Source organism: Dyella sp., from assembly GCF_035277725.1.
In the GTDB taxonomy this organism is placed as follows: Bacteria; Pseudomonadota; Gammaproteobacteria; order Xanthomonadales; family Rhodanobacteraceae; genus Dyella_B.
On the sequence record NZ_DATEJY010000124.1, the window covers coordinates 48,846 to 72,651 of the forward strand.

General features: G+C 60.7%; 29 protein-coding genes. 26 read left to right on the top strand and 3 right to left on the bottom strand.

Annotated features, from left to right (window positions below; all coding sequences use genetic code 11):
- Genes VJR68_RS11560 through VJR68_RS11585 form a run of 6 tightly spaced genes read left to right on the top strand, consistent with a single transcriptional unit; the run spans window position 1 to window position 3,000 of the window.
- Window positions 1-327 (top strand): phage holin family protein, encoded by a 327-nt coding sequence (locus tag VJR68_RS11560; protein WP_324147824.1) that lies wholly within the window; start codon window positions 1-3, stop codon window positions 325-327.
- Window positions 321-890 carry a glycoside hydrolase family 108 protein gene (locus tag VJR68_RS11565; RefSeq protein ID WP_324147825.1) on the top strand — a complete coding sequence of 190 codons (570 nt, stop codon included), beginning with the start codon at window positions 321-323 and terminating at the stop codon, window positions 888-890. The genes VJR68_RS11560 and VJR68_RS11565 overlap by 7 nt, the downstream gene beginning before the upstream one ends.
- Window positions 891-894: 4 nt before the next feature.
- Window positions 895-1,632, top strand: coding sequence for a site-specific DNA-methyltransferase (locus VJR68_RS11570; protein WP_324147826.1), 738 nt, complete (start codon window positions 895-897; stop codon window positions 1,630-1,632).
- A gap of 17 nt (window positions 1,633-1,649) precedes the next feature.
- Window positions 1,650-2,129 carry a hypothetical protein gene (locus tag VJR68_RS11575; protein WP_324147827.1) on the top strand — a complete coding sequence of 160 codons (480 nt, stop codon included), beginning with the start codon at window positions 1,650-1,652 and terminating at the stop codon, window positions 2,127-2,129.
- Window positions 2,126-2,551, top strand: coding sequence for a phage tail protein (locus VJR68_RS11580; RefSeq protein WP_324147828.1), 426 nt, complete (start codon window positions 2,126-2,128; stop codon window positions 2,549-2,551). Before VJR68_RS11575 ends, VJR68_RS11580 begins: the two co-directional genes overlap by 4 nt.
- Complete coding sequence (locus VJR68_RS11585) at window positions 2,530-3,000, top strand: phage virion morphogenesis protein (protein ID WP_324147829.1); 471 nt, start codon at window positions 2,530-2,532, stop codon at window positions 2,998-3,000. Before VJR68_RS11580 ends, VJR68_RS11585 begins: the two co-directional genes overlap by 22 nt.
- Window positions 3,001-3,022: 22 nt before the next feature.
- Here VJR68_RS11585 and VJR68_RS11590 read toward each other — a convergent pair whose 3' ends face one another.
- Complete coding sequence (locus tag VJR68_RS11590) at window positions 3,023-5,104, bottom strand: hypothetical protein (RefSeq protein WP_324147830.1); 2,082 nt, start codon at window positions 5,102-5,104, stop codon at window positions 3,023-3,025.
- 138 nt (window positions 5,105-5,242) lie between these two features.
- Between VJR68_RS11590 and VJR68_RS11595 the strand changes: the two genes are divergently transcribed.
- The 16 genes from VJR68_RS11595 to VJR68_RS11670 all read left to right on the top strand — a co-directional run bounded on the left by VJR68_RS11595 (window position 5,243) and on the right by VJR68_RS11670 (window position 18,676).
- The gene (locus VJR68_RS11595) at window positions 5,243-5,827 is read left to right on the top strand and encodes a phage baseplate assembly protein V (RefSeq protein WP_324147831.1); all 585 of its coding nucleotides are present in this window, start codon (window positions 5,243-5,245) and stop codon (window positions 5,825-5,827) included.
- Window positions 5,824-6,183, top strand: a complete 360-nt coding sequence (locus VJR68_RS11600) for a GPW/gp25 family protein (protein WP_324147832.1) — start codon at window positions 5,824-5,826, stop codon at window positions 6,181-6,183. Before VJR68_RS11595 ends, VJR68_RS11600 begins: the two co-directional genes overlap by 4 nt.
- Window positions 6,180-7,064: a baseplate assembly protein gene (locus VJR68_RS11605; protein WP_324147833.1), complete on the top strand. Its 885-nt coding sequence runs from the start codon at window positions 6,180-6,182 to the stop codon at window positions 7,062-7,064. Before VJR68_RS11600 ends, VJR68_RS11605 begins: the two co-directional genes overlap by 4 nt.
- The gene (locus tag VJR68_RS11610; RefSeq protein WP_324147834.1) at window positions 7,057-7,599 is read left to right on the top strand and encodes a phage tail protein I; all 543 of its coding nucleotides are present in this window, start codon (window positions 7,057-7,059) and stop codon (window positions 7,597-7,599) included. Before VJR68_RS11605 ends, VJR68_RS11610 begins: the two co-directional genes overlap by 8 nt.
- Window position 7,600: 1 nt before the next feature.
- Complete coding sequence (locus tag VJR68_RS11615) at window positions 7,601-9,070, top strand: tail fiber protein (protein ID WP_324147835.1); 1,470 nt, start codon at window positions 7,601-7,603, stop codon at window positions 9,068-9,070.
- A 13-nt stretch (window positions 9,071-9,083) separates the two neighbouring features.
- Entirely contained in the window at window positions 9,084-9,782 is a 699-nt protein-coding gene (locus VJR68_RS11620; RefSeq protein ID WP_324147836.1) for a phage tail protein, read from the top strand.
- Between the two features lie 27 nt (window positions 9,783-9,809).
- Window positions 9,810-10,991: a phage tail sheath subtilisin-like domain-containing protein gene (locus VJR68_RS11625; protein WP_324147837.1), complete on the top strand. Its 1,182-nt coding sequence runs from the start codon at window positions 9,810-9,812 to the stop codon at window positions 10,989-10,991.
- A gap of 65 nt (window positions 10,992-11,056) precedes the next feature.
- On the top strand, window positions 11,057-11,569 hold the full coding sequence (locus VJR68_RS11630) for a phage major tail tube protein (protein ID WP_324147838.1): 513 nt from the start codon (window positions 11,057-11,059) through the stop codon (window positions 11,567-11,569).
- A gap of 63 nt (window positions 11,570-11,632) precedes the next feature.
- On the top strand, window positions 11,633-11,935 hold the full coding sequence (locus VJR68_RS11635; protein WP_324147839.1) for a phage tail assembly protein: 303 nt from the start codon (window positions 11,633-11,635) through the stop codon (window positions 11,933-11,935).
- A gap of 8 nt (window positions 11,936-11,943) precedes the next feature.
- Window positions 11,944-12,060: a GpE family phage tail protein gene (locus VJR68_RS11640; protein ID WP_324147840.1), complete on the top strand. Its 117-nt coding sequence runs from the start codon at window positions 11,944-11,946 to the stop codon at window positions 12,058-12,060.
- Window positions 12,060-14,822, top strand: a complete 2,763-nt coding sequence (locus VJR68_RS11645; RefSeq protein ID WP_324147841.1) for a hypothetical protein — start codon at window positions 12,060-12,062, stop codon at window positions 14,820-14,822. The genes VJR68_RS11640 and VJR68_RS11645 overlap by 1 nt, the downstream gene beginning before the upstream one ends.
- Before the next feature lie 2 nt (window positions 14,823-14,824).
- Window positions 14,825-15,253, top strand: coding sequence for a phage tail protein (locus tag VJR68_RS11650; protein ID WP_324147842.1), 429 nt, complete (start codon window positions 14,825-14,827; stop codon window positions 15,251-15,253).
- The gene (locus VJR68_RS11655) at window positions 15,253-16,305 is read left to right on the top strand and encodes a contractile injection system protein, VgrG/Pvc8 family (protein ID WP_324147843.1); all 1,053 of its coding nucleotides are present in this window, start codon (window positions 15,253-15,255) and stop codon (window positions 16,303-16,305) included. The genes VJR68_RS11650 and VJR68_RS11655 overlap by 1 nt, the downstream gene beginning before the upstream one ends.
- A 254-nt stretch (window positions 16,306-16,559) precedes the next feature.
- Complete coding sequence (locus tag VJR68_RS11660; RefSeq protein ID WP_324147844.1) at window positions 16,560-17,105, top strand: hypothetical protein; 546 nt, start codon at window positions 16,560-16,562, stop codon at window positions 17,103-17,105.
- A 61-nt stretch (window positions 17,106-17,166) separates the two neighbouring features.
- Window positions 17,167-17,958: a hypothetical protein gene (locus VJR68_RS11665; RefSeq protein ID WP_324147845.1), complete on the top strand. Its 792-nt coding sequence runs from the start codon at window positions 17,167-17,169 to the stop codon at window positions 17,956-17,958.
- A gap of 256 nt (window positions 17,959-18,214) precedes the next feature.
- Window positions 18,215-18,676, top strand: coding sequence for a hypothetical protein (locus VJR68_RS11670; protein ID WP_324147846.1), 462 nt, complete (start codon window positions 18,215-18,217; stop codon window positions 18,674-18,676).
- Window positions 18,677-18,717: 41 nt separating this feature from the next.
- Here the strand turns inward: VJR68_RS11670 and VJR68_RS11675 are convergent, their stop codons facing one another.
- A complete protein-coding gene (locus tag VJR68_RS11675; RefSeq protein WP_324147847.1) occupies window positions 18,718-20,376 on the bottom strand; it encodes an MASE1 domain-containing protein in 1,659 nt (552 codons plus the stop codon).
- Between the two features lie 430 nt (window positions 20,377-20,806).
- Here VJR68_RS11675 and VJR68_RS11680 point away from each other — a divergent pair, with 430 nt between their 5' ends.
- The gene (locus VJR68_RS11680; RefSeq protein WP_324147848.1) at window positions 20,807-21,433 is read left to right on the top strand and encodes an AHH domain-containing protein; all 627 of its coding nucleotides are present in this window, start codon (window positions 20,807-20,809) and stop codon (window positions 21,431-21,433) included.
- Entirely contained in the window at window positions 21,430-22,017 is a 588-nt protein-coding gene (locus VJR68_RS11685; RefSeq protein WP_324147849.1) for a hypothetical protein, read from the top strand. The genes VJR68_RS11680 and VJR68_RS11685 overlap by 4 nt, the downstream gene beginning before the upstream one ends.
- 38 nt (window positions 22,018-22,055) lie before the next feature.
- Here the strand turns inward: VJR68_RS11685 and VJR68_RS11690 are convergent, their stop codons facing one another.
- Window positions 22,056-22,586 (bottom strand): helix-turn-helix domain-containing protein, encoded by a 531-nt coding sequence (locus tag VJR68_RS11690; RefSeq protein ID WP_324147850.1) that lies wholly within the window; start codon window positions 22,584-22,586, stop codon window positions 22,056-22,058.
- A gap of 276 nt (window positions 22,587-22,862) precedes the next feature.
- Here VJR68_RS11690 and VJR68_RS11695 point away from each other — a divergent pair, with 276 nt between their 5' ends.
- Both VJR68_RS11695 and VJR68_RS11700 read left to right on the top strand, forming a co-directional pair.
- Entirely contained in the window at window positions 22,863-23,171 is a 309-nt protein-coding gene (locus VJR68_RS11695) for an ogr/Delta-like zinc finger family protein (RefSeq protein WP_324147867.1), read from the top strand.
- A 14-nt stretch (window positions 23,172-23,185) separates the two neighbouring features.
- Complete coding sequence (locus tag VJR68_RS11700) at window positions 23,186-23,581, top strand: hypothetical protein (RefSeq protein WP_324147851.1); 396 nt, start codon at window positions 23,186-23,188, stop codon at window positions 23,579-23,581.
- The last annotated feature ends 225 nt before the right edge of the window (window positions 23,582-23,806 follow it).

Genomic DNA, 23,806 nt, shown 5'->3' on the forward strand with positions numbered 1-23,806 from the left:
GTGCCCCTGCCCTTCGCGCTGATCGGCGTTTGGTCCCTGCTGCAACTGATGGCTTGCCTCGTCATCGTGCTGCGCTTGCTCACCTTCCGCCGTGGCCACTCGCGTCATCGCCATGCCATTGCGTGGGCGTCGTGGCTCCTCGTCGTCGCGTGCACCACTACCGCCGTCAAACTCCTATGTGGCATTCGCCCGCCGCCGGGGCCGCTGGAAGCCTTGCTGACCGTCGCCCTCGCGATCCTGCTGGTCATCCATCGCGGCAACCTCGCCCACGTGTTGCGTGCGCCGCGCGCCTGGCTCGCGTGGATCTGGCGGAGGGACACGTGGTGATCGCCTTCCCCGAACAGCGTATCGAGTCCCTCATCACCCACGTGATGAAAGCCGAAGGCTGGGACGCCTATACCAACGACCCCGACGATGCCGGCAAGGAAACCAAGTGGGGCATCACCGTCGCATCGGCGCGCGCCTATGGCTACACAGGCCCGATGAAAGACATGCCCGAAGCGGTGGCGCGCGCCATTTATCGCAAGCGTTACGTGGATGAACCGCGTTTCGCGGACGTGTTCGCCATCGAGCCCAACGTCGGCGCGGAGCTGATCGATACCGGCGTCAACATGGGCACCGCGATCGCCGCCATGTTTCTGCAGCGCTGGCTCAATGGCTTTAACGATACCGGCAGCCGCTATGGCGATCTGCACGTGGACGGCCGCATTGGTGCCGTCACGCTCGACGCGCTGCGCACGTTTCTGCGCTGGCGTGGACCGCAAGGCATCACCGTACTGATGCGCGGCCTCAATGGCATCCAGGCCGAGCGCTATCTCGCCATCACCGAATCCAAACCGTCCCAGCGAAAGTATCTCTTTGGCTGGGTGCTCAACCGTGTGGAGATGTAGACCCTTGTCGTATCAGTTGCATCAGGGCGAAGCCCTTTCCTTCCTGCGTACCCTTCCCGATGCGTCCGTGGACGCGATCATCACCGATCCGCCGTACAGCTCCGGCGGCTTGCACATGGCACAACGCCAACAGTCCCCAGTCAAGAAATACGTGCAGACCGGCACGCAACGCGACTACCACGGCTTCAGCGGTGACAATCGCGATCAGCGAAGCTGGACGCTGTGGGTCACGCTGTGGCTCACCGAAGCCTTGCGTGTCGCCAAGCCTGGCTCGCCCGTGGTGCTCTTCACCGACTGGCGGCAACTTCCCAGCACTACCGATGCACTGCAAACGGCCGGTGCCACCTGGCGCGGCATCGTGCCGTGGCTGAAACCCGCCGGACGCCCCAGCGGTCCCGGCCGTTTCCGCAATGGCGCCGAATATGCCGTGTGGGGCAGCAAGGGCGACATGCCGCCACGGATCGAGGTCGGCTACTTGCCCGGCTATCACGTCGAATCGATCCGCCAGAAAGACAAGCATCACGTCACCGGCAAGCCCACGGAATTGATGCGCACGATCGTGAAGGTATGCCCACCGGGCGGCGTGATTTTGGATCCCTTCGCCGGCAGCGGCACCACCGGTGTGGCCGCACTGATCGAAGGGCGGCATTTCATTGGCGTCGAACTCGACAGCGTGAATTGCGACATCGCGCGCTGCCGCCTGGAAGACGCCAGCGCGCCACAGGAGGTCCAAGCCGCATGAATCTCGTACTCAAATGCTTGGCAGGCATCCTGGCCGCGCTATTGATCGCAGCGCTGGCCGTGATCGCTTGGCAGCGTCACGAAACCACATCCCTGTCGTCCCGCCTGACCAAAGCCGAGGCCAATACCTTCGCCGCGTTGTTTGATGCATCGGCCATGCGGCGCGACGTGAAGATCGTCACCCAGTACGTGGACCGCGTGCGCGTGGTCCACGACACCACGCAAACGCTTCAGCGGGAGATTCCGACCTATGTCACGCCTGCCACAGATCGCGCTTTTCCTTTGCCTCGCGGCTTTGTCCGCGTGCACGACGCCGCCGCTACGCATGGCTTGCCCGGCCCTGCCCGAGATACTGATGCGCAGGCCTCCGACATTACAGCCTCTCGCGCCGCCGACGTCATCGCCGCCAACTACGGCACCTGTCTTGAAATCCGCGAGCAGTTGAATGCGGTGCTGGATCGACTTGAAGCGCCCCCTAACAGCGAACCGACACCATGAATAAGCCAGAGCGCTTCCGTGTCGCCTTGCTCGCTGCATTGCCGGATCTCGCCAACGATCCGCAGCGTCTGTCGATCTTTGTGGAGAAAGGCAAGCTCGTTGCCACTGGTACCGAAAACGCGGGGTGGCAATACAGCTACCAGCTCACCGCGATCCTGCAGGACTTCGCGGGCGACATGGATGGCTTGGCCAAGGCAGTCATCGCCTGGGTGGCGGTGGAACAGCCCGACATGCTGAAGAACCCGGCGCAGGCCGAGCGCGGCATTCGTTTCGAGTGCGAACTGATGACCTCCGAGCTAGCCGACGTCGTCATCGAAATCGATCTCACCGAAGCTATCTACGCCAACAACGACGGCACGTTGAATCATCCCGCCGAGCCCCCGGCTGACCCGACAAGCGCATGGCTGTGGCCGACGACCTGACGCAACTGGAACTGTGGGCCGCACCACTGCTGGCCAAGCTTGCGCCGGCGCAACGGCGGCAGCTCGCGCGCGCGATCGCCCTCGATCTGCGCCGCGCGCAACAGCAGCGCATCGCCGCCCAGGTGGCGCCGGACGGCACGCCCTACACTGCACGCAAGCGCGCTCCCACACTGCGCGGGAAGCGTGGTGCGATCCGGCGTCGAAACGGGGACATGTTCGTTAAGCTTCGCACCGCGCGATGGCTGAAAACGAACGTCACCAGCGAAGGCACAGAAGTGGGCTTTTTCGGACGCGTGGCCCGTCTGGCGCGCGTACATCAGGAAGGTGGCAGGGATCGTGTGGCGCCGGATGGGCCGACGGCAAGGTATCCCGCTCGGCCGTTATTGGGGTTCACCACTGCCGATAGCCAATTGATACGCGACTGCGCTTTGAAATTCCTGCACTCATAAGTGATTCACCCCGCCAAAGGAATCAAATCGAGCGATCGGCTCCCTTCGCCAACGACCTGATCTTTGAAACTTCAAAATACAAGTCACACGTACCGTAGGTCATATGCCTGTATCTCCAGAGCGTGTCTCTGAAGCTGTCCGCCCCTGTTACTTCGTCCAGGAAAATTAAGAGCTGGGGCACGCTCACGAACCAACAGTTAAAAAAGGGCTGATGGACCTCAGCTTTACCATCGTACGCCTTCGAAAACTGTTCTCTAATCTCCCCTAGCGCTTCGTTCATCTCTTTGAAGCGCTTGGCGTAGCTCACATCTTTTGAGTTGAACTCAACCCTGAGCGTAGCTTCCAAGAAGTGCTTCAACATTATCCGATCCTGGAAGCTGCCAAAGTCCATCAATCCGACGGCAACTCTCTCGACACCGCGTCCGTCAAGCGAAAGATGATGCCGCATTATGTCGCGTGTGAGGTCCAACGATCCGGCTTGGACAATACGTAGCTCATGCCACCCGAGTTGGGCCTGTGCCGCGAGCAAACTTCCGGCAAGATCCAATAAAAGATCAGCATCCGAGCCGGCCCTAGCCCGCCGAGTCAAAGATTTCTTTTTCAGTTCCATGAAGACTAAATCTTTCGATGTTATTGCGACTAAATCGCACTCACCTTCCTCGCCAGCCAGACTATAGCTGCCGCTCACTGATGGAACGCCATGGCCCGCGAGTTCCGCTTGGATAAAGCCTTCAACAGCCAATCCAACTTTCTTGTCGAATTCGTGACAATGGTCTCGCAAAGATGTCATTAGTGCTTCTAGATATCCCCAGCCGCACATTGACCGATCAACTATCAGATAGCGACCTCCCGAGCGCCGAATGAGCGGCTTGAGGTAAAAGTCTGCGCCTCTTGCTCTATCCGTTGGCATCGGTGCGTCTGTCGGCCGAGAGAACTTCTGATTTGGCCCTTCTAGGGGATGGGACAGCACGTCACGAAGGAAAGTAGTTACTCTATTTCCGGGAATATGCCGAAGAGCTCGCTTAATATTTGCTTCTTCTACGATTACTGGCCCTCGGACGTCATGCATTGGATCCACAAGATGACCGATTACGTCGAAGGCATCATCTAGCGACCATCCCCCAGGGGTGATAGCGCCACCATCTAAAAACGCAAGCGCTCCTCGGCAAAGCTTCAACACATCCGAACTTCGCAACTGTGGAAATCGAAAGATTGAATCGTAAAGCGCTTGTTCCTGGAGGAATTTTATTAGGCCCGTTGCATCAAAACCAAACCAAGCAGAATGGGTGTATGGCTGGACATCAATGACTGCAGCATATCCTGTGACTAGCTTCAACAGTCTAGGCCAGTGGCTATCAAAATTTAAATATGGCTTCCTCCCATCAATATGCTTAACTGCGAGCTGAAGTAGATAACCCCAAGGAACTTGAGGCGCACCTCCTCCCGTCACAGAGATATTGGGAACGATATGATATCTCTGCATGTCAGCATCATAGACCGGCGATATAAATTCAAAGATTTTTCTAGCTAGGTTGAGCCCTCCAAGTTGAGATACGAGCTTCTCTATTTCTGCGACTAACGCAGTTTCTGCCGCATCTTCCAAACCAATGAAATCAGGAGCCAACCGGATACCGTACCCGAGGCTATCGAGAAACTTACCGGCTCTCGCCACAGCAAATTCACGCGCATAAATTTGCTCGTTATTTGTCTGCCTCCAATTGCTTACTTCAATGTGATCCCGCGCCGCCCGGATTGCAGCCCTCCAATCATTTGGGCCTTCACAATTTCTCGTTTCATTACCACGCAGCGCATCCTGAAGGTGGCTGATAACCTCAAAATAGGGATCTAGCGCCACACCGCGAATAACGTGCTCTCTAATTAGATCCGCCTTGAGCGTCCGGCAAAGACGCCACGCTTCTGAACGACTACTGATAAAGCTGCTTCGGATGCGTTCGTAGAGTGCATCCGAAACCGTATTGAGCTGGTGAACGGTGGTTTGAAAATCTAAACCGACATATGCGTAAAGGCGCTCCAGATCACCCCCGCAACCCTCAATAAGGGACGGCGTTGCGTCAACAATTCCGCGAATTTCCTGAAGCTCCATATCCCGTACCCCTGTCACGCTTATCTAGCGATGGTCAAATAATAGGAGCATCGGCTACTCCAGTGAATTGTTCTGCGTTGCGCAATACAGAACGAACTACAGCTGCGCGTTGGCATCTATGTCCGCAGCATGCTGAACATGCCCGATGACATCCTGCGCCAACTCGCCAACCTGATCCGCTTCGGCACGGTGCAAGCCGTCGCCGGTAAGCGCGTGCAGGTCCAAGTCGGCGGTTTGCTCACGCGCCCAATTCCATGGCTATCCGCGCGCGCCGGCAAAACCAAGACATGGTCGCCGCCGGATATCGGCGAGCAAGTCCTGGTGCTCTCGCCCAATGGTGACTTGGGTGCAGCCATTGCGATCGGCGGCATCTTTTGCGACGCCTTCGACATTCCCGACGACGCCAACGCCAACACGGTCGTCATGGCCTTCGGCGATGGTGCGGTGTTGCTCTATGACCAGGCCGCGCATCTCCTCAAGGGAAAGCTGCCCGCCACGGGTCGCGTGGAAATCACCGCGCCAGGCGGCTTCACCTTGACCGGCAATGTGGACATTGACGGTCAGCTCAGCGTGTCGCACGCGGCGACCTTCGAGCAAACCGTTCACGCCCGGCAGGACGTCACCAGCGACGCAGACGTCAAGGCCGGCAACATCAGCCTCACCAATCACCCGCACGGCTTGGTGAAGAGCGGCACTGACACAAGCGGGAAGCCACTGCCATGATGGGCATGGACGCACGCACCGGCAAAGCCTTGAATGGCGACGCGCACCTGGCGCAGTCCATCGCCGACATTCTTTCCACGCCCGTGGGCACGCGCCTTATGCGCCGCGACTACGGCAGCCGTGTTCCAGACCTGATCGACGCACCGGCCAATGCCGCCACGCGTGTGCAGCTCTACGCGGCGACCGCCACCGCGCTGATGCGCTGGGAGCCACGCATTACGGTGAAGCGTGTTGCGCTGTCCGTGGTCGATGCAATGGCCGGCCGCTGGGTGCTGGACCTGATGGGTACTCGCGCCGACACGGGCGCCGCGGTGGAGCTGTCCGTCCCTGTCACGCTGCCCGGAGCGCGCGCATGACGGACGCCATCCAGCTCAATCAGCTCCCGCTGCCGGATGTCGTGGAATCGCTCGATTACGAGGCGATTCTCGCGATGGCCGAAAACCGCATGACGCAGCTTTGGCCCGCCTACACCGCCACGGTGGAATCGGACCCGATCCGCAAGAATCTTCAGGTGCTCGCATACATCGTGCTGCAGGAGCGCCAAAAGAAAAACGACGATGCGCGCGCGTGCTTCTTGCCCACGGCACGCGGCAAGGACCTGGACAACTGGGCGGCCAACCTTGGCGTGAAACGTCTGCTGATCAGCCCGGCCATTCCCGAAAAGGGTATCGCGGCCGTCTACGAGTCCGACGACGATCTCCTGTACCGCTGCCAGCTTGCGCCGTCCGGTTACTCCACCGCCGGCCCGGCCGATGCCTACGAATTTCTGGCGCGCAGTGCGTCCGGCCAGGTGCTCGATGCCAAGGTCACCAGCCCTGAACCCGGCACGGTGGTGGTGTCGGTCATGGCACGCGATGGCGATGGCACACCCTGGCCGGAACTGCTGCAAACCGTCACCGACTACATCACAGTGAAAACGCGGCGCCTGCTCACCGACAAGGTCATCGTGCAGGCGGTGGTGAGCCGTCCTTTCGCCCTGGCCGCACGGCTCCTGTTCTTTGCCGGTCCCGATTCGGATGTGGTGCTGCAGGCGGCGAAAGACAGCGTGGCCAAGTACCTCGCCGAGTCGCGCCGTATCGGCCGCAACATCACGCTCTCCGGTCTCTATGCCGCGCTAAAAGTGCCCGGCGTGGAAGACGTCCTCGACCTGACACCGAACGCCACGCTCGTGGTGAGCGACACCGAAGCGGCCTACTGCACCCGCGTGACGATCACGCCGGGAGGCGTGGGTGAATAATCTTCTGCCGCCCAACGCCACGCCGATGGAACGCGCGTTCGCACAGGTCTGCGCGGATCTGCTCGGCTTCGAGACATCCCTGGCCACGCTCGCCAATCCCGACACGATCCCGGCCAAGTTCCTGCCATGGCTTGCCTGGTCGCTCGGTGTGCGCAGTTGGAAGCCGTACTGGTCCGAAGCCGTCAAGCGCATGCGCGTGCGCCACGCGCTCGCCATCGCGCGTCAGCAAGGCACCGCGCAATCGGTGGAGGATGTGGTCGCGTCCTTTGGCGGTCACGTCGTGGTGCGCCCGTGGTTCGAGCAGGAACCCGAAGGCGAGCCGTACACCTTCCAACTGACCTTAACGCTGACGGATGACGCGCAGGACACCTCCGCGGCGTTTGTCGATGACGTCATCGCTGAAGTCAGCCGCACGAAATCCGCGCGCGACCACTTCACGTTTACCCAAGGGCTCAACGCCCGCGCGAGCGTGGGCGTGATCGCCACCGGCCGCGCGGTGGCGTATGCGCACCTTCAATTCGCGGGAGCCGTCTAACGTGGCCGCTTTACTGTTCTCCATCACCGACGCCGGCCGCGCCGCGCTGCGCAACGCCCAAGGCGATGGCACCAACGCCGTGCGCATCGCGTACGCCACGGTCACCGCGAGCGCCTTCCCATCGGGCCAACCGGTGCCGGATGAAATCAAACGCATCGCGTCGATTGCCGGCGGCGCGACGGCGGCGGACACGATCCACGTCACGATCAGCGACGCGAGCAAAGACGTCTACAGCGTGCGCGGCTTCGGGTTTTATCTCGCGGACGGGACGCTGTTTGCGTCCTACGGCCAAGCCGACGTCATCGTGGAAAAATCCGCCGGTGCCGTGATGCTGCTTGCGTGCGACGTGCAGTTCGCATCGGTATCGGCCAGTCAAATCACGTTCGGCGATACCACCTTCGTCAATCCTGCCGCCACCACCGACACACTCGGCGTCGTGAAGCTCGCCAGCGACGACGAGGCGAAGGCCGGGCGCGACGCGCAAAAGGCGCTGACGTCCACCAACCTGCTGGCCGCCTTGAATACACGGCTCGGCAACGGCGCACCGACCGATTACGCGAAACGGCTGTTGGCCATCGCGACCAATGCGGACTTTCTCAACACCATCGGCCCGACCTTTCCGCCATCCAAGCACACACATGCGATGGATGATGTGGTCGGCCTGGTCGCCGCACTCGCCGCCAAGCTCGATGCACGCGTGCGTTACGTGCCGGGGCAAATCATCGTCACCGCTGGCCAACAAGCACCGCCCTACACGCTGCTGTGCAACGGTGCCGCCATCTCACGTACACAGTACGCCGATCTCTTCGCCGCCATCGGCACCACCTACGGTGCGGGTGATGGGGTGACCACGTTCAACGTGCCACGCCTTGGCGAAGGCACGGTGATCAAGGCCACCCTCGATGCCAGCAAGGTGGGCACGTACAGCGCCGGTGCGTTGCTGACGCACACGCACGGCGCGAGCGCCGCGACGGCCGGTGATCACGCTCACACCGTGACGCTCACGGCCGGCGGCAGCCACAGTCACGGGGCGAGTGCGAGCGGTGTGGGGGACCACGCCCACGGTGCGTGGACGGATGGACAAGGCAACCACGCGCACAGCGGTTCCACCGACGCGCAAGGCCAACACTCCCACGTCACGCTCAACAACCTGTTTGGCGACGGCTCGGGATCGAGCTACGTCGGCGGCGGTGGTCCTGCGTTCCGCAGCACGCAGCGGCAAACGAACGACGCCGGCAACCACGCGCACAACTTCGGTACCGACTGGCAAGGCAACCACGGTCACAACATCGGCATGAACGGTGCCGGTGCGCACTCGCACACCATCTCGATCGCTGCGGTCGGCGATCACGGTCACAGCGCGACGCTCGCCAACGGCGGCAGCCACAGCCACACGCTCACCATCGCCGCAGCCGGCGGCAGCGACAACCTCGCCGCCGGTACGCACATGTTCCATTTCATCGCTTACTGATTGGAGGTCACGCATGGATGACAACGACACCTCGTCGCTACCCGCGTCGAAAGCGGCCTACAGCTTCGACGACACCACGCGCGAGTATCTCGGTGTCGTGGAGGTGTTTCTCTCGCCGCTGGAAGCCACCTATTTCCTGCCGCGCAATGTCGTGGAAATGCCGCCGCCCTCAAAGCTCGGCACGCACGAACGCGCGCGACTCAACCCCGCCGGCACAGCGTGGGAGATCGTCCCGGATTTTCGCCGCTGCATGCTGTGGGAGACCGCCACCGGCACCCCGACCGCCAACACCCTCGCGCTCGGCGAGGCGCTGCCGCCCGGCGTCACGGCCGAACCGCCGCCCGTCCTGCGTAGCGATACACCGCTGACGAATGTGTGGGACGACACGTCGCATACCTGGCGTCAGCTGCCCGATTTCAGCCGCACGCCCGTGTGGTCCAAAGCCACCGGGCAGCGCGCGGTACCTCCCCCACCACGCGAGCCATTGCCCGACACGCTCACGACGATGGCACCGCCTGCCGTGAGCGCACACCAGGCGCCGCAGTGGAACGACCTGCACGAGGGCTGGGGCATCGTCGCGGACTATCGCGGCATCACCTACTGGACCGCTGACGGCACGCACCACGTCATCGAGGCGCTGGGCGTCGAACCACCGGCCGATGCGCTCACCGCGCCGCCGATCCTCTCCGCGCCCGACGGCAGCGCGGCCTGATACCCCACCACCGACGAGGCTTAATCCATGTCTACGGCTTACCACCACGGCGCGCGGATCGAAGAAACCACCGACGCCCTACTCACTCTGCAAACGGTCTCCACCGCCGTGATCGGCATCGTCGTCACCGGCACGGATGCGGACGCCAACCGGTTTCCGCTGGACACACCGGTGCTGCTGACCCAAGCGAAAGACGGCATTGCCGCCGCCGGCATCAAGGGCACTCTGGCCCGCACGTTGCAGGACATCGACAACCAGGTGCGCTGCCCGGTGATTGTCGTGCGTGTGGCGGAAGGCGAGGACGAGAAGAGCACCACCGCCAACGTCATCGGCACCGTCAATGCCCAAGGCCGCTACACGGGCTTGAAAGCCTTGCTGACGGCGGAGCAACGCGTGGGCCTTCGCCCGCGCCTGATCGGCGCACCGGGCTTGGACACCATGGAGGTGGCGCAGGAGATTGCCATCACCGCGAAGAAGCTCAGCGCCTTCGCCTATGCGTCCTGCCACGGCTGCACGACGATCACCGAAGCACTCGCCTACCGTAAGCAGTTCAGCGCACGCGAGCTGATGCTGATCTGGCCGGGTTTCACCGGCTTCGACACCACGACCAAGACCACCGCGGCGGCGCAGACGATTGCCATCGCGCTGGGCCTGCGTGCGGCCATCGACCAGACCACCGGTTGGCACAAGGTGATTTCCAACGTACCGGTGAATGGTGTGACTGGCATCAGCGCCGACGTGTACTTCGACTACCTCACCGAAGGCACCGACGCCGACCTCTTGAACGAAGCGGGCATCACCACGCTCATCCACCGCAACGGCTTCCGCTTCTGGGGTTCGCGCACGTGCGATGACGGTGACTACATCTTCGAGAGCTACACGCGCTCGGCGCAGATTGTCGCGGCGACGATCGGCGAAGGCGTGTTCGAGTACAGCGACAAACCCATGCACGCGAGCCTCGTGCGCGATCTGATCGAAGCGATCAACGCCAAGCTGGGTGCCCTGGTCCGTGAAGGTTTTCTGCTTGGCGCGCGCTGCTGGTTCGATCCGTCGCTTAACGACAAGAGCAACGTCAAGGTCGGCAAGCTGAAACTCTCTTACGACTTTACGCCGGTACCGCCGATGGAAGACCTCACCTTGAGGCAGACCTTCACCGACAGCTACATCGCGGACCTCATGACCGCGATCACGGCCACCAACAACGCCTAAAACTTGCCGGTGGCGACCGCCACCGGCAAGCCCCGGCTTCCCCATGACCATTTGAGGATAGCACCATGGGTTTACCCCGAAAGCTCAAGAACTTCGACACCTTCCAGAACGGTGAATCGTTCATCGGCCAGGTCAACAGCCTCACGCTCCCCAAGCTCGCGCGCAAGATGGAAGACATCCGCCCCGGCGGCTTGGATTCGTCCGTCAAGGTCGACATGGGCGGCGAGGCATTGGAGCTGTCGTTCGCCGCCGGTGGCTATTTGCGCAGCGCGTTGCGTCAGTTCGGCGCCACCTCGGTGGGCGCGGTGCAGTTGCGCTGGGCCGCGGCGTACCAGGCGGACGACACCGGCTTCTATCAGGCGGTGGAAATCGTCGGCCGTGGCCGCTACAGCGAGATCGACCGCGGCGATGCGAAAACCGGCGAATCGTCGGAAACCAAATTCACCATGCCGCTCGTCTACTACAAGGAAAGCGTCGACGGCGTGGTGCTGTATGAAATCGACGTGCTCAACAACATTTACATCGTCGATGGCTTCGACATCCTTGCCGCGCAGCGCGCCGCGATGGGCCATTGGTAATCCCCTTCCCCAGCTTCGTCCTGACGGGCGCGGCCTCTCCCCTTACGCCAAGGAATTTCCGCTATGAGCGAACGCAAGACCACCGCCACCATCACCTTGGAAGAACCGATCCAGCGCGGCACCACCACCATCACCGACGTCACCGTGCGCAAGCCCAAATCCGGCGAGCTGCGCGGCACGCAGTTGGTGAACCTGCTGCACATGGACGTCGCCGCGCTGGAAGTCATCCTGCCGCGCATTACGCAGCCCACCTTGACCAAGGCCGACGTCGCCAACCTGGACCCGGCTGACCTCACCCAATTCGGTGTGGAGGTATCCGGTTTTTTGTTGACGAGAGCGAACCGCGAGGGCTACCCCAGCGCGTAGAAGACGCGATGGCCGATATCGCGGTGGTGTTCCACTGGGCACCACCGGTGATGGATGCGATGGACGTGACCGAATTGATGGACTGGCGCGAGCAGGCGCGCCTTCGCAACGGCGTGGAGGACTGATGGATCTGAAATTAAGCGTGCTGCTGAGTGCGATCGATCGGGCCACCGCGCCGCTACGCGCCATCGCCGGCAGTTCGTCCAACACCTCCAAGGCGCTGCGCGAAACACGCCAGCGCCTGAAGGAGCTGGAAAAGGCGCAAGCGGATCTCAAGGGCTTCCGTGAACTGAAAGCCGGCACGCAACAGCTCGCTACGCAGATGAACGCCGCGCGCACGCGCGCCACGGAGCTGGGCAAGGCGATTGCCGCCACCACCGCACCGACGCGCGCGCAACGGCGCGAGTTCGACGCAGCCCGGCGCCAAGCCGATGCGCTGGCCAAGCAGTACCAGGCGCAGACGCGGCGCTTGCAAACCCTGCGAGCCAATATGGCCGCGGCCGGCATGGATACGCGCAAACTGGCGCAGCACGAACGCCAGTTGCGCGACGCCGTGGCCGCGTCCACTCAGCAGATGGAAGCGCAGCAGCGCCAGTTGCAAAAACTCACCCAGCAACAGCAACGCATGGGCGCAGCGCGAGACGCGCTGTCGCGCGGCCAGGCGCTCGGCTCGCATCTGGCAGTCGGAGGCCTGGCCACGATGGCGACCGGCCAGCACGTACTGGGCGCGCTGAGTCCCGCGATGAATGAGGCCAAGGCGTTTCAGACGCAGATGGCGCAGTTGCGCGCCATGGGCGTGGGCGATGCCACCGTGGCCGATGCGGTGAAGTTCGCGCGCGGCATGGACATCATGGGCACCAGCGCGACGGAAAACCTGAAACTCTTGAAAGAGAGTTACGGGGTGCTGCGGGACATGCACGAATCCGAACAGGTCGCACCGTACCTGGCTCGCATGAAATTCGGCATCGAAACCGTGATGGCCAACAGTGGTCACGGTGATGGACATGGCGAGCACGCCGAAAGCATGTTCATGGATCTCCTGAAGGTGGCCGAGCTGCGCGGCGCGGCGAAAGATCCCGCCAAGCTGAAACGCGTGCTCGACTTCGCCACCCAGTCCTACGTCGCCTCCGGCGGTCTGGTGAAGCCCGAAGACCTGCTCAACATGATCAAGACCGGCGGCATCGCGGCCAAGCAGCTCGATGACACATCGTTCTTCTTTGGCATGTTGCACACCATGCAGGAAATGGGTGGGTATCGCGCTGGTACCGGGCTGGCGACGGCGTATCAGAACTGGGCCGCAGGACGCTCCACGCAGCAAGCAGCCGAAGAACTGCAGCAGCTCGGCATGCTCAACAAGGACGCCATCCAGTACGGCAAGACAGGGCACATCAAAAAGATGCTTCCCGATGCACTCAAAGAAGGCGACCTGTATCGCTCCAATCCCTTCGACTACCTGATGACGCGCGTGGTGCCCAAGCTCAACCCGGACGGGAAGCTCAGCGACCAACAGGTCATCAGCAAGATCAACAATCTGTTTTCCGGCCGCAAGGGCGGTGACCTGTTTGCCTCGCTCTACCTGGAGCGCGCGAACATCGCCAAGCAGCTCGCGGCCGCGCCGAAAGCCTACGGCGTCAATGCGCTCTATGACGAAGCCTCGCAAACCGCTGGCGGCCAGGAAGCCGAACTGCTCGCACGCAAGTCCGATCTCTATCGCGAACTGGGCACGCAGTTGCTGCCGGTCTATGTCGCGGGCCTGCAAAAACTCACGCAGGCGGTGCGCGGCCTGACGAGCTGGAACCAAAGCCATCCGATGCTCGCCAAGGGCATCGTGATGGTGGCCGGAAGCCTTGGCGTGCTGATGACGGTGATCGGCGGCGTGATGGTGGGCCTCGGCGGCCTGGTCGGGCAGCTCGCGATGCTGCGCTTCGGGCTGCGCATGGGCGGCCTCACCCTGGGCGGTGGCGGCGGGGCTTCCGGCCTGGCCCGCCTGTTCCCGGCGCTGATCAGCGGGGCGCGTATGGCAGCAGTGGCGGTGATGGGGCTCAGCGCGCCGATGCTGGCCCTTATCGCGCTGATCGCCGCCGCGGCCTTCGTGGTCGCCAAATACTGGGGGCCGATTCGCGCCTGGCTGGAAGGCGTCGGCCAAGGGATCACGCAAACGGTCGGGCCAGCCTTCCAACGTTTCGGTGCGGCGCTGCACGATCTTTTCGCACCGTTGGTGCCGGTGCTCGCCGCGGTATGGAACTGGGTGTCGCAACTGTGGCAACCGTTCCAGGCCACCAGCGAGCAGCTCGATGCTGCGCGGCAGAACGGCGTGGCGTTCGGCACGCTGGTGGGCCAGTCCATCGCGGCCGTCGTGGATGCCATCACCATGGCGGTGCGTGCGTTCGTGTGGCTGGGTGAAGCGATCGGCACGGCAGCGGGCTGGGCTGTCACGCACTGGGAGCCGGTGAAGGCGTGGTTTGTCGACATGTGGCAAACCATCGAAAACGCTGCGCGCAACACGCTCGACTGGATCGGCAACAAATTACAGGGTGTGCGCGATCTGATCGCCCGCATTCGCAACCTCGGTGGCGATCCCGCCATGGCCGGCGGTCCATCGATCGAGTGGATCATGCCCGGCGACCGCGAACGTGCGCGCCAGGTCGCCGATGCCATCGGACGCACGCCGATGGCCGGGCGCGATGCCGCCGGTACCGGTCAGAGTGCAATCAACACCGCCGGCCCGATAGGCGCACGTGGCACCGCCGGCAACACCTACCAGGTGCACATCGATGCCCGTGGCGCCGAACCATCACAAGTCAAGCGCGCGGTGCAAGACGCGCTCAACGATCACGCACGTGCGCAACGGGCGCGCGCGAATTCCAGCTATTCGGACGAGGGTTAAACATGGCCGGTTACACCTTGATGGCCTTCGGGCCGTTTGCCTTCGGCATGCAAACGGCTGCCTATGACGAGCTGCGCCGGCAGATGCAGTTCAAGCATGGCGCGGCGGTGCGCGTGGGCGAGCGCGACAGCTATCAGTACCTCGGCGCGGGCGAAGAAATCGTCACGCTGAGCGGCACCGTAGCGCCCGGCGTGACGGGCACACTGGCGTCCATCACGCAACTGGAAGCCATGGGCGCCGGTGGCCAGGCGTACGTGCTGGTCGATGGCGCAGGCTATGTGTACGGTGTGTACTTCATCGACCGCATGGAAACCACGCAGCGCTATCTGTTGGACGATGGCACACCAAGGCGGGTGGATTTTTCCGTCACGCTATATCGCTCGGACAACCTACCGGCCGACGAGCCGGTCAACACCACGGCGGTACGCTGATGGCGAACGACACGCGCTCGGGCATGGTGCGCCCGGTTTTCAAAGTGCTGGTGGGTGGCACCGATGTCACGCGACGTCTTGAATCGCATCTCACCAGCATGACGCTGGTGACGTGTCGGGAAGATCACGCCGACCAGCTCGAACTGGAATTCGAGGACACCGCAGGGCGTATTGCCATGCCACGTAAAGGCGTAAGCATTGAAGTCGCACTGGGGTTCGACACCGCTGGCACGTGCTTGCAGGGTTCCTATGTCGTCGATGAAGTGGAGCACCGCGGTGCGCCGGACACCATCACAGTGCGCGCGCGCAGCGCGCGCGTCTCCGGCCCGCTCGCCGTGCGCAAGGAACGCAGTTGGAGCGACACCACCGTGGGCCACCTCGTCAGTGTGATCGCGGGCGAGCATGGACTGACGCCCCGCGTGGCCGATGCGCTGGCCAGCCAGCCGATATCGCAACTCGATCAAACCGAAAGCGACATGGCGCTCTTGAAGCGCCTGGGCAAGCACTGGGATGCGGTCGCCACGGTCAAGCATGGTTGCCTTCTTTTTGTGCCGATTGGCGAAGCCAAGACGGTCAGCGGCACGGTGCTGCCCAATGTGACCTTGCAGCGTTCGAGCGGCGATCGCCATCACTTCCAGGAAATCGACCGGGGCGCTTATACCGGTGTACGGGCGCGCTGGTATGACATCAATGGTGCTCGCGGCCACTTGGCGCTTGCCGGCAAGAACGGACACGTGAAGATCCTGCGTGGCGATTACCCCACTGAAGCGGACGCCAAACGCGCCGCCGAAGCCGAACTGGCGCGGGTGAAACGTGGCGCGGCCACGTTCACACTGGATCTGGCTATCGGTCACCCGGACGTTTTCCCCGAGACGCCAGTCAAACTCATCGGATGGCCGGATGCAATCACCGCCTACGAGTGGATCGTAAGTAAGGCCACACACAAGCTCGCTGGGACTGGCGGCTATCTGACCTCTCTAGAACTGGAAAATAAAGCCGCAGCGAACGAACATGCCGCTATTGAAGATGGCGACAGTGGTGAAATGGATTAGCCCTTGGGTGCGAGAGCCATTACCAGCATCTTGTCAGGCGCATCCACCTATCCTTCTTGCGACGCTGCGACAATTTGACCTATTTACTCGGAACCAAGGCACTTTTTGCGCCGCAAGTTCTTGTGTAGGGTTGTCCCGCTGGCGACCCAGCTCATGGGTAGGAGCCAGCAAGACGGGGATCGCCTCGTGGGATAAATTGGAACGCTCGATGCGGCATCCCTGTACCTATGGACCTAGACACAGAGGATTTGTCTATGAACGCAAAGCGGATTGTGTTTGGTGCTTTGGTAGTAATCACTGCAGCGGCAATGACTGGTTGCGGCTGGAGCGTCAACGTCAAGAAGACCATGGGAAAACCGGTGGAAATTGATGCCGGCGTTAGTGGTCAATTCCCTGCAGCCATTAGGGCAATGACGATGCGTGGCGCCGCAGTAACTGCTGATACGCTTTACATCGACACCTCAGGAACAGACTTCGCCCTGAGCACATCGGGCAACGTTGCCATTACGCTGACGGATTCCAGCGGAAATGTAATTGCATCTTCAACCTTCCCCTGGATTAAGAGCGGTACTCGCCTCATATTCTCCGATCCAACCTCTGTCCAAAACTGGATCAACCAATATCCTTCGGCTGCCAATGCGTCGTCGCAGTTGGTTGTTGGAAGCACTCCAGTGGATGGTCAAGATCACGTGATATCGTCAGCTATTGTGTATCAGGGATCAACGCAAGCGTCTCAAGTTGCAACGGTCCCAGCTGAGTGTTACGGCAAATACAATAAAGTTATGCCCTGCGCTCAGTAGTTTCGTACTGTGGGCTGCGACAAAGCTTGCTCGCAGCCCACTCTCAACGGGGAATGCGTTCATGATTCGATGGCTGGCTGTTCTTCTCGCGGCCCTCATCGTATCCGCTTGCACAGTCAACCTTAGAAGCCCGAAGGTGGCGTTTTCGAAAGTCGAGAGGGCCGAACGCCATCACGAGGAGGTCTCGACGGCTCATAACACGTCCGTGTTCCGATGGCCTGGTTTTACGTTATCAGTAGCGGGCACGTACCTGCCTGGTCGAAGGATCAACTTACCGCCCAGTGATCCTGAATTCCTGTTCGAGCGGAGCGGAAATAGCAACTACAAGTTGAATATCGGTGCGAATAGCGAATGCCGAGCATCACCCGTGGCCACCCGGTTATTGTCAGTGGCTCTGGCCAAGCTATGGGACTACAGCGGGGGCTTTCCATCGAAGGGCCAAGTCGACGTACACATCATTGGCGACGACGTTCGTGTGGCCCGGTACAACGTGTCGTTACTCGCGGGTCGCAAATATCACTTGAAGTATTGGACCCCCTGTGTGAGTAACGATGCAGATGCGGCACTTTTCTTTGCCGCTACGATCGCGCTTCATGAATCTACACATGCATCGCTGGATATGGTTGACGGCGAGTCACGAGATGCATTTGAACGCGAGCGAATTGCAGTAGGTGCGGAGGCCTGTCTGTACTTAGCAGTTAGAAGCTTGGATGAATCATTCACGCAACAACACAAGGAACTTCTCAACCGCTTCAATGCGCTGCAGGAATCGCAGATCGGAACGACACACGTCGAGCTTCCGTCCCTTTGCAAGGCCTGGAAGTCCGCCATTAACTCGGCGAGAACAGGGTGACATGTACCTGTTTCTGAAAATCAGCGCATCTAATGACTGATCATGCGTCCGCTGGAGCGAGACTTCTTCCTAGGGGCCACCTCGAACGGGTGAGTTGCGGCCTACGTGTGCGGCGCGTGAAGATCGGTAAATCACGTTCCCATACGTCGAAAAACCCGCAAGCCCAGACTGCAAGCCCATTACGGCCTATACGTTCCCCCTGGTAAATTCGACTTATCCGGTAGGTGGTCTACCGGCTTTCAAAGAGGGAAAGTCCATGTCGCGCGGTCAAGGAATTCGCAAAGCATTACTCGCCGGCTGTGCTGCTTTCGGCTTGATGTCCACCGCTTTTGCGCAGACTTCAACGCCTACCACAGGCTTGGGCCAAGCCTGGCCGAATGCTGCGGACGTTAGCAGCAACGCTCACTGGCACGTCTACGTGTTTTATCTCAACGGCGTAAAATACGTGCAGGTTAACGACCTCAATGGCACGGTGCATGCCGCCGTTGGAACCGCTGGCGGCACGACGATTGTCCTTCCCGTCGGGGTGGACGCACAAAACGTGACAACGTCCGCGGCGTCAACGCCGTCATCATCCACGGTTACCGTTTATAGCGACAGCTCCACCACGGTAACGGCCACCCCACAAAACAATGGCACGACACTCTTTAGCGCGACGCCTGCAACGCAAGAGGTCTGCCAGGGTGGCTACAGCTGCGGCGGTGGGCGTGGCGGTTGAGTGCGGGCCATGAAGGGCTTGATCGGGGTGCGGCGATAATCTCAATGCACCCACAATCGAGCGGCACGTGACTGCTGCGCGTGACCAAGTACGGACATATGCGGCAGATCGTGCATCAACATCGTGATGACGAACGCGCCGTCCGCTTCCTTGACGTGCATGGTGCCGCTGTACAGGGCCACATGATCCTTCATACCCTCGACGCCCAGCCCCATCGCGCCAAGGAGCGAGGCAATGCTTGTGCGGCCGTTACCCGCCATGGGCGCCCTGAAAGTGAGCGGATCGCCACTTCCTGTAATACGCAGCATTACCCAGCGATGTCCGTTGACGCGCTGCCCGCCGCGTAGCACCAACCGGATCTGCTGACACCGACGCTTTGCGCTGATGCTGGTCACGCCTTCAACGGCGAGCCGATAGACGGACTGATGAACAGCGACAGCAAGCTGGGACAGACCGCGCCCTTGGATATCGCAGGTATAAACAACTCCCATTTCATCCAAGGCACGGCCGATCGTTTCCCGCAGCGCCGCAGGGAGACCGCGATCCCGCCAAGCACTTGGGTGCAGGTTTTCTGCCATCCGGTAAAGATGGTTCTGCGTCATGGCGGCTTGGCGCAAAAGCGTTTGCCGATCCGCGTCGGGCAGGAACATTTTCACGCGGTCCACGATGCGCCCTTGCACTACCGACATCGAGCCACCCACCACCTCAAGCGATTGCGACGTGCTGCGCAAGCGAAGGTCCGCCTGGTGCACACATTGCTGTGCCACGCGTAGTGTCTTGCTCACCGCCTCCCGCTCGCGCTCCGCCACGTGTAGTTGCGATGCGATTCGTGCCCCCATGATAAAGAGGCACGTCACAGCAAAGGCAAGGAATGCCTGCGCTTGAATGACGGCGACGTCAGGCACAGGCCGCGTAAGCACACACACGCATGCGACCGCAATCGGTCCACACGCCGCCACACCTCGCCACCCGTATTTGACGGCCAGCCAAGCGATGGGGAGAAAGAGGGACATCTCCAACATCGAATCGAGGGGCGCAGGGACATACGCGCTAATGATCGAGATGATGGCTAGCAACGGCAGCGCGATAAAAATCGCGTCCGAAGTAAGCGGCGATCTGATCGCATTCACCGCCGCGCGTTTCCATGAGGAACCGTTGTAACCAATTTTCAGCAACAAGGGCCACGTTGTGACGGTCAATATGGCCACATAGTTACCGACTAATAGTCCAGCGATCATCACGGGACTAATCTGATCCACCGTTCGTTGCGGCTCGGCTTCGAGATACAGGCCCACGTATGTCACACCGGTCCAAACAAGCGATACGGTCAACACGCACGTGAGAAGTACCTTCATATCGATGGTACGTGGTGCGGGAAAGAGGCCGAAGTAACGCCTGCTCAGCCAAACCAACGGCATCGCGGTCACAAGAGGGGGAAAGGACCATATGGCGATGGTCGCGTTGCCGAACTGATTGAGACACGGCAGCAAGGAATAAAGCAGCGGAACTGCCTCGCCCACTGCAAGCGCAAACCAATAACGGTAGGGAACAAGCAGAAGGCAGGCCAAGCGCAAGCCGGATGTCAGCGCCCAATGCCCATCAGAAAGGGGACGAACCGCCAGGTAGGCCAACGCGTACCCTACCGTCACAACCACCTGCATTAACCATGCGCGCCCACGTAACCGTACTCCCTTCTCCATGCTCCTTGCCCCTTACCGAGATGTGGTGCTGCTTATCGCTTCCCCGTTAGGCCAATCTGATGCGGCCTATGTCCATAATCTTTGAATGCGAAACGTGAAAAACTTGTGTAACGCCCCAAGCACAGGATGGCGTTGACGAAGGCCGACTAAAGCCAAGAGGCATTCCCGGAAAGCTTTGGCATGTAGCGTCCGGACTGCCCCGGTGGCCTTAATTGATAGCGACTATCCGTTGCGAACAGGGGTATTTTAAATCGGTCCAGCCATCCGTGAACAACGTCTCAGCCACGGCAGATGGCAAATGACCACGGCATACCGTAATTTTACACGGGCTGCAGGGAGGGAACACGGTTATGCCGGCTTCGTAGCCAATAGCTTCGCAATCCGCCGTGCTCTTCGCGGTCACTTACGCCCATGGAACAAGGAATGAGGTATGGCAAAGCAAGCATCAGGAACTAAAGTCGATCCGTTTAAAAAGTTTGGTTCTCACGCGGAAGACATGCGGATTGCGCTGAATCAGATTGATCCGTCCCTTGCCTATAAGGTTGGGAACATGCAGTGGTTGAACGAAATGAAAGAGGGAATCCGATACGGAAACGGGGAAACCATTTCACCTCTCACCGAAAAGATGTTCCTTGTGGCTGCCATGGCGGAACTGGTAACCACCACTGAACCATCCGCGCGTCTCGCCACAAACATGTCTGCCGCTCGCGACCCAAAGCCCGATGGCGAAACCGAGGCGCATCACATCGTGGCGTTCAAAGCCAAAGCTGCTCGCTTATCCCGGCTGATACTTTTTGGCTGGAAAATCGCTATCAACGATAGAGACAATGGCGTTCACCTTCCCGCGTTTAAGCGCTCGGTAGTCGCCTCGCTTCCCGACGCACGCAAGCATCGACCTATTCATACGTCGGTGTATCACATGGCAGTCTTCCAAAGACTTCAGGCCCAAGTAAAAACGAAGGGCCTAGACACCCAAGCCGGCCGCGAGGCACTACGCGTGATCAAGGAAAAGATTTTAAACGGCACTTTTCCGTATTTGCGGGAGCATCTGCGATGAGCGTTTGGGAAATCCGAAACTTCCTGATGAATACCGTGGCATGGGTTGGCCCCGCGCCGGAGACGGAATTCGTTCCCGATTTCGGCGTGTCGTTCTGGCAGCTCTTCGACACCAAAGCGCCAGGCCAACCGCTTGAATGGAGCGTGCGTCCAGAACTGGTGGCGTTTGCACCAGAGGGCCGTAAGAAACTTCCGCCACGCGCCGACGTTAGTCCCTTCACTGCGGCGGGCCTGGTGGTCAATGAAAAGGTCCGCACCTCGCTCGGTGAATTTCTCACCCAGTTCGGTCAACTTTTGGAAATCAATGTAGACGGCAAGACGGAGTACTACTACAACGTCACGAATGTCGTGCCCTGCATTGACGTCGAACGCTCTGAGATTTCCGCGGGCTTTGTAGACGTGCCCGTTTTTCAGGAACAACTCGTTCCTGTCGAGCCATCGATCTTCATCGAGCCGGTGATCCATGCTCGTATCTTCGTGAACGATGCTGCAAAGTCTATTCTGGAAGAGCGCATCGCCGCGAACAAAATCCGCGGCATGGACTTCAAGCAGTGGGGCAGCAGCAGCGATCAAAAGGTGGCGTAACGAGCACGCCACCATCGCGCGCTGTGGGCGCCTGGGAGCTAGGAAGTTACGATCGCCGGGTTCGCCATCCACTCCCTGTATTCCGGCACGGCCCGCTTGAACTGCTGCTCCAGCCAGACCATCTCATCCTGTGTGCGGTTGATTGCCCACCAATACACAAATTGCGAAAGACGCTCAGCCGCCGGGCTCTGAATGGGCTGGGCTTCTGCATGTTCTTGCTGGCGTGGCGCGTCCGACCGGACACCTAATCGCATGTCGCCAATTCCAAAAATCAACCAGTCCAGCGAAACACCCTTCTTCGCGGCAATATCGGCGCAAATCCCGTAGGGCGGGCTGTTGCGCTGACGCCAATTGCTCGGCGCGCTGACGGCTAAATTGAGTTCCGCAGCCAGCGCCGAGTCGTTCTTGGCCCCATACACTTGGCGCATGCGGTGAATGATGTCGTTGACATCCATGAGCGGTTCCCCGACACGAAATGTGAAATCCCCTGCCGCAATTACTTGCGCTTTCACATTTTGTGCAATATCGTTCGAATTGTGTAACCCATCGGCATCGTACCCCATCGCCATGAAGAACTCTCCTGGTTATCGCCCGCGGATTTATGCACCGCGCGGCACGGCAAATCGAAAACGCATTCCGATCGGCCTCAATCCTGAGCACTTGGCTCGGTGCAAAGCGCTGGACGCGGCCGAGAGCAAAACCGATGCAGCCTACGTGCTTGAGGTGTATCTCGAAGGCCAGGCCCATCGGCACCAACACAGGACCACCGCCGGTGGTCTTGAGGCTAGGTAAGCGTAGACGCGGTGTACGAGGACTAAACAGCGATGACACCTCCCCGCAACACAATGGCCTGCCCGCATTGCCAGTCGCGCATGCGCACGATCACCTCGCGGCAACTAAGTACCCTGGTGCGCGAGATCTATTTCGACTGCATGAATGTCGATTGCAGCCACCGCTGCGTGGCCCAACTCGGGATCGTTCGCACCCTGGTGCCGAGCCTGGTCCCGAACGCCGAGGTGTCGCTGCCTATCGTGGCTCGCCGCACCAATGACATCACCATGGCACCAACCACGCCACCGGCGATCGATAACGCCCCTGCTCCGCCGCCGTCCGGCACCGCAGGCTCCCATTACGCACCGATGGTGCTCAACTGACCGCAGGGGTTTCCATGTCGCTCTCCCACTCCCTTCCCCACGATCACACGCACGCCGCCATGCTGATCTACAGCGCCACGCGGTTCATCGTCACGCACCAGGCCGAGCACCTGGACAGCGAACAGCTCGTCAAGCGCTGCTGTGCGCATCTGATGGCCACCACGGGCATCACCGAGACCGCCGCGCAGCACTACGCCATGCACGCCCTGGCCGAACTGCAAGCCAAGCACGTTCCCGCCTATTTCGACATCAGTCACAGCACGTCCTACGTGATCCGCGTTGTCGATCCCTCCACCGGTCATGCCTACGCGCTGACAGCCAGCGACGTCCTACAGATCGCCAAGCAGCAGAGCGAAGGCGACCACGACACCCTACGCGTCACGCAGCAATGCGGACGGCGTGCTGGCTGATTTAGCCGCGCCCCTCTAACCCTTCCTTCTTTCCCCCAACACCGGCTGCGTGAGCAGCCGGCACGGACACGGCTTGCCTGATGAATTCACCTATGCGCACTCAGACGTTGACACGTCCCCTCCCAGGGAGGGATGCTTCGGCTGTCGCCGCAAAATCGGCGACCGGGTTTAGCAGCCCGATCAGCCAAAGGCGCGCAGGCGCCCATCCTCCGATGCGAGCGCTTT